Source organism: Bacillus amyloliquefaciens DSM 7 = ATCC 23350 (genome assembly GCF_000196735.1).
In the GTDB taxonomy this organism is placed as follows: domain Bacteria; phylum Bacillota; class Bacilli; order Bacillales; family Bacillaceae; genus Bacillus; species Bacillus amyloliquefaciens.
Window position 1 is genome coordinate 745,579 of the sequence record NC_014551.1, and the last position, 13,407, is coordinate 758,985.

At 51.2% G+C, this 13,407-nt stretch carries 7 protein-coding genes; 6 read left to right on the forward strand and 1 reads right to left on the reverse strand.

Features of this window, described 5'->3' with window-relative positions; all coding sequences use genetic code 11:
• Positions 1-88 precede the first annotated feature (88 nt).
• The 6 genes from BAMF_RS24100 to BAMF_RS24120 all read left to right on the forward strand — a co-directional run bounded on the left by BAMF_RS24100 (position 89) and on the right by BAMF_RS24120 (position 12,119).
• Positions 89-1,354, forward strand: coding sequence for a pectate lyase family protein (locus tag BAMF_RS24100; protein ID WP_013351348.1), 1,266 nt, complete (start codon positions 89-91; stop codon positions 1,352-1,354).
• Between the two features lie 124 nt (positions 1,355-1,478).
• Positions 1,479-2,915, forward strand: coding sequence for an anion permease (locus tag BAMF_RS24105; protein ID WP_013351349.1), 1,437 nt, complete (start codon positions 1,479-1,481; stop codon positions 2,913-2,915).
• A 106-nt stretch (positions 2,916-3,021) separates the two neighbouring features.
• Positions 3,022-3,720 carry a hypothetical protein gene (locus tag BAMF_RS24110; protein ID WP_014471557.1) on the forward strand — a complete coding sequence of 233 codons (699 nt, stop codon included), beginning with the start codon at positions 3,022-3,024 and terminating at the stop codon, positions 3,718-3,720.
• Between the two features lie 111 nt (positions 3,721-3,831).
• Positions 3,832-10,083 (forward strand): NTTRR-F1 domain, encoded by a 6,252-nt coding sequence (locus tag BAMF_RS42170; protein WP_013351351.1) that lies wholly within the window; start codon positions 3,832-3,834, stop codon positions 10,081-10,083.
• A gap of 201 nt (positions 10,084-10,284) precedes the next feature.
• Positions 10,285-10,494: a hypothetical protein gene (locus BAMF_RS41755; protein ID WP_014469881.1), complete on the forward strand. Its 210-nt coding sequence runs from the start codon at positions 10,285-10,287 to the stop codon at positions 10,492-10,494.
• A complete protein-coding gene (locus tag BAMF_RS24120; RefSeq protein ID WP_080565291.1) occupies positions 10,491-12,119 on the forward strand; it encodes an exosporium glycoprotein BclB-related protein in 1,629 nt (542 codons plus the stop codon). The genes BAMF_RS41755 and BAMF_RS24120 overlap by 4 nt, the downstream gene beginning before the upstream one ends.
• A 160-nt stretch (positions 12,120-12,279) precedes the next feature.
• Here the strand turns inward: BAMF_RS24120 and BAMF_RS41760 are convergent, their stop codons facing one another.
• Complete coding sequence (locus BAMF_RS41760) at positions 12,280-13,356, reverse strand: response regulator (RefSeq protein ID WP_227014232.1); 1,077 nt, start codon at positions 13,354-13,356, stop codon at positions 12,280-12,282.
• Positions 13,357-13,407 lie beyond the last annotated feature (51 nt).

Below are 13,407 nucleotides of genomic sequence, written 5' to 3' on the forward strand. Positions count from 1 at the left end.
TTCAGTACATTTGCGGTGCTGTTTCTCAACTGATTTGATACAATTTGATTGCAATAAATTGGAATGTAAATCAGGAGGAGCACAATTCATGAAAAAAATGCTATTTATGCTGGCGGTTTGTTTATGTATGATCCCAGCGGGTGTCCATGCCGCTGACCTAGGCCGGCAGACGTTAGGAACAAATGACGGCTGGGGAGCTGCTTCCGGCGGAACAACTGGGGGAGTGAAAGCCTCTTCATCCAATGTATACACCGTATCAAACAGAAAGCAGCTTGTTTCTGCATTAGGGGGAAGCGCCAACAGCACGCCGAAGATCATTTACATACAAGGCACAATCAATATGAATACAAACGATAACAATAAAACGCTCGGCTTTAATGATTATAAAGATCCCGCATATGATCTAAACGCATATCTGAAGGCGTACGACCCGGCTAAATGGGGGAAAAAAGCGCCGTCAGGCACCCAGGAAGATGCCAGACAGCGATCCCAAAAAAACCAGAAAGCGCGGGTCGTGATTGATATCCCTTCAAATACGACCATCATCGGCTCAGGCTCAAATGCCAAAGTAACAGGCGGAAATTTTAATATTAAGAACGGCGTCGACAATGTCATCATCCGCAACATTGAATTTCAAGACGCTTATGACTATTTTCCGCAATGGGACCCGACTGACGGGGACAGCGGCAACTGGAACTCGGAATATGACAATATCACCATTAACGGGGCGACGCACATATGGATCGATCATTGCACCTTTAATGACGGATCGAATCCAGACAGCGGTTTTCCCTACTATTACGGGAGAAAATATCAGCACCATGACGGCCAGACGGATATGGCCAACGGGGCGAATTATGTGACATTATCCTATAATAAATATAATGACCATGACAAAGGCTCCGTCATCGGAAACAGTGACAGCAAGACGTCAGATGAAGGAAAACTGAAGGTGACCATTCACCATAACTATTACCAGAACATCGTCCAGCGCGCACCGCGGGTCCGGTACGGGCAGGTTCACATTTATAATAATTTTTACGCAGGCTCGAAAAGCGCCGCATACCCGTTCAGCTATGCATGGGGAGCGGGGCATGCGTCAAAAATATATGCCCAGAATAATGTCTTTGAAGTGCCGGGACTGGCTGCTGATAAGGTCATCAGCGTTTTCAGCGGCGGTAAAGCGCTTCATGAAGACGGCACGCTTTTAAACGGCGCCGCCATTAACGCGTCAGCCGCCAACGGATTAAGTCAGTCCGTCGGCTGGACACCGTCATTGCACGGCTCCATCGGCTCATCAGCAAATGTAAAATCTGATGTTATATCTAATGCCGGTGCGGGAATATTAAAATAAGAAACGAGAAACACAAAGGAAAATATTTCTTTGTGTTTTTTAATTAACAAAAACATTTATTAACTTAGTTAAGTAGTAAAATGGGATAGGGGATGGAAGATAACAAAATAGGAGGAGACCTGTAATGGCTTCAGAAAAAGACGCAAAAAAACAGCAGGCGGTAAAAATCATTCCATTGCTTATTACTGTTGCTGTGGGATTAATCATTTGGTTTATTCCCGCGCCGTCCGGACTTGAACCTAAAGCATGGCATTTGTTCGCTATTTTTGTCGCAACAATTATCGGCTTTATCTCCAAGCCCTTGCCAATGGGCGCAATTGCAATTTTTGCATTGGCAGTCACCGCGTTAACGGGAACGCTGTCTATTGAAGATACGTTAAGCGGATTTGGAAACAAGACAATCTGGCTGATTGTCATCGCCTTTTTTATTTCCCGGGGGTTTATCAAAACCGGGCTCGGCGCCAGAATTTCTTACGTATTCGTACAACGGTTCGGGAAGAAAACACTCGGCCTTTCTTATTCACTGCTTTTCAGTGATTTAATTTTATCTCCTGCCATTCCGAGCAACACGGCACGGGCGGGCGGCATTATTTTTCCTATTATCAGATCATTATCCGAAACATTCGGATCAACGCCGGCAGACGGAACAGAGCGGAAAATCGGCGCTTTCTTATTAAAGACCGGTTTTCAAGGAAACTTGATTACGTCTGCGATGTTTTTGACGGCAATGGCGGCGAATCCGCTGATCGCCAAGCTGGCCCATGATGTCGCAGGGGTGGACATCACATGGACAAGCTGGGCAATCGCGGCCATTGTACCGGGATTGGCGAGCTTAATCATTACGCCGCTCGTCATTTATAAGCTGTATCCGCCGGAAATTAAAGAAACACCGGACGCGGCTAAAATCGCAACGGAAAAATTGAAAGAAATGGGTCCGTTTAAAAAATCCGAACTCTCCATGGTCATCGTCTTTTTATTGGTGCTTGCGCTGTGGATTTTCGGAGGAAGTTTAAATATCGACGCAACAACAACGGCTTTGATCGGATTATCCGTTTTGCTTTTGTCACAGGTATTAACATGGGAGGACATCAAAAAGGAACAAGGTGCATGGGATACGCTGACTTGGTTCGCGGCGCTTGTTATGCTGGCGAATTTCCTGAATGAACTCGGTATGGTATCTTGGTTCAGCAATATGATGAAATCTTCTGTTTCCGGTTTTTCATGGATTGTGGCATTTATGATTTTAATTGTCGTATATTATTACACTCATTATTTCTTTGCGAGCGCAACCGCGCATATCAGCGCCATGTACGCGGCATTTCTCGCCGTAATCGTGGCAGCGGGCGCGCCGCCGCTATTGGCAGCGCTCAGCCTGGCGTTTTTCAGCAACCTCTTCGGTTCGACGACGCATTACGGCTCAGGAGCGGCTCCGGTCTTTTTCGGAGCAGGCTATATATCGCAAAGCAAATGGTGGTCCATCGGCTTTATCCTGTCGATCGTCCATATTGTGACATGGCTTGTCATCGGTGGATTATGGTGGAAAGTTTTAGGTTTATGGTAGAAGAAAAAGGCAGACTCAGGTCTGCCTTTTTTTTGTTTCTATAAGGGATGGGAAGGCCCAGCACATGATGGCTTCAGTTGGAATACAATATTGCCGGGGTGATAATATGAGCAGCAGCCGTAATCAATACATGATATTGAAACAGAAGCCTTACAAATATATGAGCAGACATATGAAACGCTGGTATGAACAGTTACTATGTGATAATGAACAGCCGGAAATAGTGACGAAAAAACAGTTTCCGTCTTTAGATGAAAATCGATCCGCCTTGTGCGCACCCCAGCTGCGAGGCCCTGAAGGCAAAAGAGGCCCCGCCGGCTCCCGAGGTCCGCAAGGGGAGGCAGGTCCGCCCGGTCCTCCGGGTCCTGAGGGACCGCCGGGAGCGGTTCCGGTTGTCGCTTTTCAAAATAATACAGAACAAATGACGATTCCGTTAGAAGGAACACCGATAAACGTGTTAAGCACTGTGATAGATGCGCCGACGGATCAATTTGTAAAAACGGATGCCGTCATACAAGTAAATGTGGAACTGGATCCGCTCGCGTCTAATTTCTCACTGGTCTTAGCTGTCGATCTGCAAAGAAATGGGGTATCTATTCAAACACAGAGACAAGAGCGGAACCTCTTTTCTTCAGGCGGGCAAATCATAGGAATTCCTTTTACGTACATCGACGAAATGGCAGCGGGAGAAACAGCCGCGTACCAGCTCTTTTTATCCGTGCTTTCTTCGAATTATGTAACACAAGTGACAGCGGAAAACGGCTCCCTTATCGCGACGGGATTCCCCGTTCAAGGATCGGACTAAGGTGATGAAAAGAAATCACCTTTTTTATTTAGGTTGTCAAAAGAGAGCCCGTATTAATATGCTGTCTTAAAAAGTAAGGCTGTCTACTGGAAGGAGAGGGAAAAAGATTGAATGAATAATCCGATTATGAACGGAGGCTTTGAAACCGGCACATTAGCAGGATGGAGTTCGGCAAATACCCAGATTAACAGTTTGTTTGCACATTCAGGGAGATACTCAGCGCAATTTATTGGAACTCAGCCATATGCTTACCTCAGTCAAATTGTCCCAATTTCAGCCAAGTCACTGACTCTATTCGTATCACTGGCAACGCTAGGAAATGAGCCAAGTCCCCAGGTAACCCTCCAGATCATATTTGTCAGTGCAGCAGGTGAAGAAATCAGTTCCATTCAAGAAAATATCACACCCGGAAATTTGCCGAACGTGCTCTTTCATACATGGTCTGAAATTTATAAAACAAGTACGGTTCCTTCTGGCACAGCCTCTGCTGTCATTATATTAAGTAAAGTTTCTTCTGGCACAGTATTAATAGACGACGTTTCATTGGCGCAAACCGGGGGTGACCCTGGCTCAACAGGAATTACAGGCCCCACGGGAGCGACGGGGCCCACGGGAGCGACAGGAGTAACCGGAGCAAGAGGGGCGACTGGAGCAACGGGAGTAACCGGAGCAACTGGTGTAACAGGCCCAACAGGACCAACCGGCGCAACAGGAGCAACAGGCGTAACGGGATCAAAAGGTGTAACTGGAGTAACTGGTGTAACCGGTCCAACAGGTGCAACCGGCTCAACCGGCCCAACGGGTCCAACAGGAGTAACAGGATCAACGGGGTCAACCGGAGCAACCGGTCCAACGGGGACAACAGGACCAACAGGAGTAACGGGCTCAACCGGCGCAACAGGTGCAACAGGCTCAACCGGCGCAACAGGTGCAACAGGCTCAACCGGTCCAACTGGAACAACAGGAGCAACGGGATCAATCGGCTCAACAGGAGTAACGGGAGAAACCGGACCAACAGGATTAACAGGAGAAATCGGCCCAACGGGTCCAACTGGAATAACCGGGCTAACTGGAGTAACCGGAGCAACAGGCTCAACAGGAGCAACTGGCCCAACTGGTGCAACTGGAACAACCGGAGCAACCGGCCCAACGGGTCCAACAGGTGAAACGGGAGTAACAGGATTAACTGGTCTAACAGGTTCAACAGGAGCAACTGGTCCAACAGGAATAACAGGATCAACAGGCTCAACCGGAGTAACAGGATCAACTGGGACAACTGGAGCAACAGGGGTAACTGGCGTCACAGGAGTAATGGGGTCAACCGGAGCAACCGGAGTAACGGGAGAAACCGGCCCAACGGGTCCAACAGGTGAAACGGGAGTAACAGGATCAACTGGAGTAACGGGAGAAACCGGGCCGACAGGTTCAACTGGAATAACAGGCTCAACCGGGGCAACTGGTGTAACAGGCCCAACCGGAGCAACTGGTGTAACCGGAGCAACCGGGGCAACTGGAGTAACAGGATCAACAGGATCAACTGGAGCAGCAGGAGTAACTGGAGCAACTGGAGTAACAGGATCAACAGGATCAACCGGATCAACAGGTATAACGGGAGTAACAGGTTCAACAGGAATAACAGGATCAACGGGTGCAACCGGAGTAACCGGCGCAACTGGTCTAACCGGAATAACAGGTCCAACCGGAGCCACCGGATCAACAGGGGTAACTGGCGTCACAGGAGTAACGGGCTCAACCGGAGTAACCGGCTCAACCGGAGAAACCGGCCCAACCGGAGTAACCGGTGCAACGGGAGTAACTGGAGAAACCGGCCCAACGGGTCCAACCGGCTCAACCGGAGTAACCGGTGCAACGGGAGTAACGGGAGAAACCGGAGTAACGGGAGAAACCGGAGCAACCGGAGTAACTGGCCCAACAGGAGCAACAGGAATAACAGGATCAACTGGTACAACCGGAGCAACCGGCTCAACCGGAGAAACCGGCGTAACGGGTCCAACCGGTATAACCGGATCAACAGGTGTAACGGGAGTAACAGGTTCAACTGGTCCAACAGGAATAACAGGATCAACGGGTGCAACCGGAGCAACAGGACCGACTGGAACAACAGGAGAAACGGGAGCAACCGGCTCAACGGGTCCAACCGGCCCAACCGGAGTAACGGGATCAACCGGCGCAACAGGAATAACAGGATCAACTGGAGTAACTGGCCCAACGGGTGCAACAGGAGAAATCGGATCAACTGGTCCAACAGGAATAACAGGCTCAACCGGGCCAACCGGCTCAACCGGAGTAACAGGTCCAACCGGGGAAACTGGCCCAACTGGTGTAACTGGAACAACAGGAGCAACCGGCCCAACAGGAGCAACCGGCCCAACAGGAGCAACCGGCCCAACCGGAGTAACAGGATCAACTGGAGTAACAGGATCAACCGGCGCAACTGGAGAAACCGGAGTAACAGGAGCAACGGGCTCAACTGGTGCAACAGGATCAACAGGATCAACAGGATCAACTGGTGCAACAGGATCAACAGGATCAACTGGTGCAACTGGATCAACTGGAACAACCGGAGAAATCGGCCCAACAGGCGCAACTGGAGCAACAGGGATAACCGGAGCCACTGGAGAAACCGGTTCAACGGGAACAACCGGAGTAACGGGAACAACCGGAGAAACTGGCCCAACTGGAGTAACGGGAGAAACCGGAACAACAGGATCAACAGGAGTAACGGGCTCAACCGGCCCAACGGGAACAACCGGAGTAACAGGCGTAACGGGTCCAACCGGAATAACAGGATCAACAGGTGTAACGGGAGTAACAGGTTCAACTGGTCTAACAGGTTCAACTGGTCCAACCGGAATAACAGGATCAACTGGTTCAACCGGAGAAACCGGTCCAACCGGAGTAACGGGCTCAACCGGAGAAACCGGTCCAACCGGAGTAACGGGCTCAACCGGAGAAACCGGTCCAACCGGAGTAACGGGCTCAACCGGAGAAACCGGTCCAACCGGAGTAACGGGCTCAACCGGAGAAACCGGTCCAACCGGAGAAACCGGCCCAACCGGAGTAACCGGTTCAACTGGAGCAACCGGCCCAACCGGAGTAACGGGATCAACTGGAGTAACAGGAGTAACCGGATCAACAGGATCAACAGGAACAACAGGATCAACAGGAGCAACAGGATCAACTGGAGCAACCGGATCAACAGGAGAAATCGGCCCAACGGGTCCAACGGGAATAACCGGTCCAACAGGAACAACAGGAGCAACAGGAGAAACTGGTGCAACGGGCTCAACCGGAGCAACAGGATCAACCGGATCAACAGGAGTAACAGGATCAACTGGGACAACTGGAGCAACAGGGGTAACTGGCGTCACAGGAGTAGCGGGGTCAACCGGAGCAACCGGAGTAACGGGAGAAACCGGAACAACGGGCCCAACAGGCTCAACCGGAGTAACTGGTGCAACTGGATCAACTGGAACAACCGGAGAAATCGGCCCAACCGGAGTAACAGGATCAACTGGAGCAACAGGTTCAACTGGAGTAACCGGAATAACGGGAGAAACCGGCTCAACGGGTCCAACCGGCCCAACGGGTGCAACAGGATCAACAGGCTCAACCGGAGCAACTGGCCCGACTGGTGCAACAGGGCCAACCGGAGTAACGGGAGAAACCGGATCAACTGGAGTAACGGGATCAACAGGCTCAACCGGAGTAACGGGATCAACCGGCGCAACAGGTGCAACCGGCCCAACAGGAATAACAGGCCCAATCGGAGAAACAGGAGTAACTGGAGTAACCGGTGCAACAGGAGAAATCGGATCAACTGGATCAACTGGAGTAACGGGAGAAACCGGGCCGACAGGTTCAACTGGAATAACAGGCTCAACCGGGCCAACCGGCTCAACAGGAGTAACCGGTCCAACGGGATCAACAGGAGAAACCGGTCCAACAGGAGTAACAGGATCACCGGGGACAACTGGAGCAACCGGGCCAACCGGCTCAACCGGAGCAACTGGCCCTACTGGTGTAACAGGCGCAACAGGAGCAACTGGTCCGACTGGTGTAACCGGACCAACCGGAGCAACGGGATCAACCGGCGAAACTGGAGCAACAGGAATAACAGGAACAATGGGTCCAACCGGCCCAACCGGAGTAACGGGATCAACCGGCGCAACAGGTGCAACCGGCCCAACAGGAATAACCGGCTCAACCGGAGCAACTGGCCCAACGGGATCGACCGGCCCAACGGGATCGACCGGCCCAACCGGAGAAACAGGAGTAACTGGAGTAACCGGTGCAACAGGAGAAATCGGATCAACTGGAGTAACGGGAGAAACCGGGCCGACAGGTTCAACTGGAATAACAGGCTCAACCGGGCCAACCGGCTCAACCGGAGCAACTGGCCCGACAGGTGTAACCGGCCCAACGGGGTCGACCGGGCCAACCGGCTTAACCGGATCAACTGGAGCAACAGGCTCAACAGGAGTAACCGGTCCAACGGGATTAACAGGAGAAACCGGGCCAACAGGAGTAACAGGATCACCGGGGACAACTGGAGCAACGGGTCCAACCGGAGCAACAGGCCCAACCGGATCAACTGGATCAACAGGAGCAACAGGATCAACTGGAGCAACTGGAGCAACAGGAGCAACAGGATCAACAGGATCAACAGGATCAACAGGATCAACTGGATCAACAGGAGCAACAGGAATAACAGGCTCAACCGGAGTAACCGGCCCAACGGGGTCAACAGGTGCAACCGGTCCAACAGGTGCAACCGGAGTAACTGGAGAAACAGGATCAACAGGACCAACAGGAGAAATCGGTGCTTCTGGAGCAACAGGATCAACAGGATCAACAGGATCAACAGGATCAACAGGATCAACAGGATCAACAGGAGCAACAGGATCAACAGGATCAACTGGATCAACAGGATCAACAGGAGCAACAGGAATAACAGGAGCAACCGGAGTAACCGGCCCAACTGGAGTAACTGGAACAACAGGAGCAACCGGCCCAACTGGAGCAACAGGAATAACAGGAGCAACCGGAGTAACCGGCCCAACGGGGTCAACTGGAGCAACAGGAATAACAGGAGCAACCGGAGTAACAGGCTCAACCGGAGTAACGGGTCCAACCGGATCAACCGGATCAACCGGCCCAACGGGGTCAACAGGATCAACAGGATCAACAGGCTCAACCGGAGTAACAGGCTCAACAGGAGTAACTGGAGCAACCGGCGCAACAGGATCAACAGGGGTAACCGGAGTAACCGGCCCAACGGGTCCAACAGGCTCAACAGGAGTAACCGGCCCAACCGGTCCAACGGGGTCAACTGGTGCAACCGGCCCAACTGGATCAACCGGAGTAACAGGTGCAACAGGAGTAACCGGCCCAACCGGTCCAACGGGGTCAACTGGTGCAACCGGCCCAACTGGCTCAACAGGAGTAACCGGCGCAACTGGTCCAACCGGAACAACAGGGATAACTGGAGCAACCGGCGCAACCGGCCCAACTGGATCAACAGGAGTAACCGGCGCAACCGGCCCAACGGGATCAACTGGAGCAACAGGCGCAACCGGAGTAACAGGCTCAACCGGTTCAACAGGCTCAACCGGAGTAACAGGCTCAACCGGTCCAACGGGGTCAACTGGATCAACCGGTCAAACGGGGTCAACTGGATCAACCGGCCCAACGGGGTCAACTGGATCAACCGGCCCAACGGGGTCAACTGGTGCAACCGGCCCAACTGGATCAACCGGAGTAACAGGTGCAACAGGAGTAACCGGAGCAACAGGTGCAACCGGTCCAACCGGAGCATCAGGAGCAACCGGTCCAACCGGACCAACCGGACCAACCGGCCCAACGGGAGTAACCGGTGCAACAGGAATAACAGGCTCAACCGGAGTAACCGGCCCAACAGGCTCAACAGGCAGTACACCGACCTTGCTCTTCACAAGAACCAACGGGCCGCTCACTGTTTACCCGCCATTAAATACAGAAATTCCTGTTGCTACGCTGGCAATCCCAGTTAATGCTTTGCAGAATATAAAGCTGGATTATTCAGTCAGCGTCGAGGTAACATCTACAGCCAATTCAAACTTTGTCTTTGAAATAAGATTATATAGGGGAGCAGTACAGATTCATACAAGACTTTTGTCGCGATCTATTATTAGCGCAACTACTGAAAGGTTTCCGATTGCTGATACTACAGTAGATACAGCTCCGACCGCAGGAACAAACACGTACCAGCTGAGAGTTGTTTTCACAACTGCTAGTAATATAACAACAGCAACAGCTCTCAATATTGATTTTAACAGCATTAGTTTTCCGACAACCTCATGAAAATAGCAAACTGATATTTTAAAGGTGAAAGGCCTGACTGATATACGGTCGGGTCTTTTTTCTGTAAATGCTGTGCAGCATGCAAACTTAAAGACCAGTTGATATTTTTAAAGGGAATTTTGAAACACCATTTGTCTTTGTGAAAATATTATGCAAGAAGAGGTGGTGTAATGAGAAAAGGAGATACTTGGTATAGCAGATGTGATTCTTGGGATTGCGACTGCCGGCATTGTAATGATTGTTGCTGTCATTCTCAACATAAAAGAAGAAATCAAAGGCGCAGCTATCATAATCGGGCACATTGCTGTGAAGGATGCTGTTGCGAAAACTCTTGCTGTCATGAAAGATGGTGTCCGTGCTGTCATCCGAATCATTATCATGGAAGAGGAGAGACTGGGGCAACGGGGCTGACTGGAGCCACCGGAGTAACAGGAGCCACCGGAGTAACGGGAGCGACTGGAGACCCGGGTGCCACCGGTCCCACTGGAGCCACAGGAGTAACTGGTCCAACAGGAGATCCAGGAGTAACCGGAACGACTGGAGTAACGGGTGCCACAGGGATAACAGGAGTCACCGGAGCAACAGGAATAACTGGTGCGACGGGAGCCATGGGAATCACCGGAGCCACCGGGGTAACCGGCGTCACAGGAGCAACAGGCGTCACAGGAGTAACGGGTGCAACAGGAGTAACGGGAGCGACTGGAGACCCGGGTGCCACCGGTCCCACTGGAGCCACAGGAATCACCGGAGCCACCGGATCAACAGGAGTAACAGGAGCCACCGGGGTAACGGGAGCCACCGGAGCCACCGGAGTAACAGGAGATACCGGAACAACAGGAATCACCGGCGCCACAGGAGCAACCGGAGTAACCGGAACGACCGGCGCAACCGGATCAACAGGGGTAACCGGAGCCACGGGAGTAACGGGCTCGACCGGAGATACTGGAACGACCGGAGTAACGGGTGCAACAGGAGCCACGGGAATCACCGGCGCAACCGGATCAACAGGGGTAACTGGCGTCACAGGAGTAACGGGAGTAACGGGAGCCACGGGAGTAACGGGCTCGACCGGAGATACTGGATCAACAGGGGTAACCGGAGCCACTGGAATCACCGGCGTCACAGGAGTAACAGGAGATACCGGAGCCACGGGAGTAACGGGTGCCACTGGAACGACCGGCGCAACCGGATCAACAGGGGTAACGGGCGTCACAGGAGTAACGGGAGCAACCGGAGCCACGGGAGTAACGGGCTCGACCGGAGATACTGGATCAACAGGGGTAACCGGAGCCACGGGAATCACCGGCGCCACCGGAGCAACAGGGGTAACCGGCGTCACAGGAGTAACAGGCGCCACGGGAATCACCGGAGCCACGGGAATCACCGGAGCCACGGGAGTAACGGGTTCGACCGGAGATACTGGAGCCACTGGATCAACAGGGGTAACTGGCGCCACAGGAGTAACGGGTGCAACCGGAGTAACCGGAACGACCGGAGCCACTGGAGCCACCGGAGCAGGCGCGATCATTCCTTATGCTTCAGGCCTTCCAACTGCCGTGACCACCATTGCCGGCGGATTAATCGGAACGGTGAGCCTTGTCGGGTTCGGCAGTTCTGTGACGGGCGTCAATGTCGGAGGAGGAGGTGCAATTGATCTTACCGGGGCCGGAGGGACTCTGCTGAACTTTGCTTTTTCTGCTCCGAGAAGCGGAACCATTACATCAATTGCCGCCTATTTCAGTACAACCGCAGCATTGTCACTTGTCGGCTCGACTGTCACGATAACTGCACAATTATACAGTTCAACTGTGCCGAACAATACGTTCACACCGATTCCCGGAGCATCTGTCACCTTGGCTCCTGCCCTTACCGGCGTATTATCCATCGGCAGCATCAGCAATGGAATCACTACAGGGCTGAACATTGCGGTAACTCCTCAAACCCGGCTGTTAATGGTATTCCCCGCCACTGCGACAGGTCTTTCTCTTATTAATACAGTGGCGGGATATGCAAGCGCGGGAGTTACGATTTCTTAAGTGAAAACGGCCAGACTGGTGTGAATCATCTAAGCTTGGAGAAGGTATCACTTTTTCTTCAAGCTTTTTTGTTTTTTCGTCTTTCTGAGTAAATAAAGGCTGACGGGAATTTCCCGACAGCCGGCAGAAGTATTTCATCCTTCTGAAGTTAATCAGTATCTTAAACAGATGAAGACGTTTTTAATGAGTTTGAATCATCCGTTGTGCCGGTGATGTGAATCATCATCGAAACCGCGGTGCCTGCATCCGGTGTGCTCTCAATAGTCAATTCACTTCCGCAAAAATGCTTCAGCCGCCGATTGATATTTTTCAGGCCGACACTGCGGTCAACATGGGAAGACAATATATCTTTTTGTATATCCGGCATGATGCCGGTTCCATTATCCTCCACTTTAATTAAATATGTGTTTTCGCTTTGTTTTTTTGCCGTCAGCTTTACCCATCCGCCGCCTCTTTTCTTGCTGATCCCGTGATGAACGGCGTTTTCCACCAATGGCTGTATCATTAAAGGCGGAAGGCTGAAGTCCATGTCCTCATCGATGTCAAAAAGGATTTCCAGCCGCTTGCCGAAGCGTGTTTTTTCGATAGCCAGATACGACGTAATGATAGAAAGTTCGTTTTTGAATGAGCTGATGTCCGAAGTATTTTGAAAATCAAAACTCATTCTTAAATAGTTTGTAAATGCAGCAGTGGTTTCCCGTGCTTTTTCAATATCCAAATGACTAAGCGCGATAATCGTATTTAATACATTGTAAAGAAAGTGAGGCTTGATCTGCGACTGAAGAAATGCCATTTCCAAATTTGTGGCTTGGTGAGCCGTATGCTTCATCAAAATTAAATTTTTAATACGCGCGGTGAATTCAGAGTAATGATAAGGCTTCTGTAAAATATCATTTGCACCGACATGAAAAGCCTTGTATTTGTCATGGCTGATTATGGCTGCCGTAACGATAAGAACCGGCAGCTCGACCATACTGAATCTTTCGCGGATATTTGTGCAGACTTCAAATCCCGTCATGTCGGGCATCATCAAGTCTAATATCACCAAATCAAGCTTCGAGGAAGAGACAGCTTGAAGCGCTTCTTTTCCGCTTTTTACTGCGATTACGTTATAAGGAACACCTTCAAGCATATCAGTTAAAATTTTTAAACTCTCGATGTTATCGTCGACTATCAGAATTGTCGGAGCATCGATTTTTTTTGAGTGATAAGGCGTTCTCAAAGAAATATCCGGCATTTTCTGTCCGGGCTGCGATTTAGGAAGTCCGATCTTTGCTTCCGGTAAAGA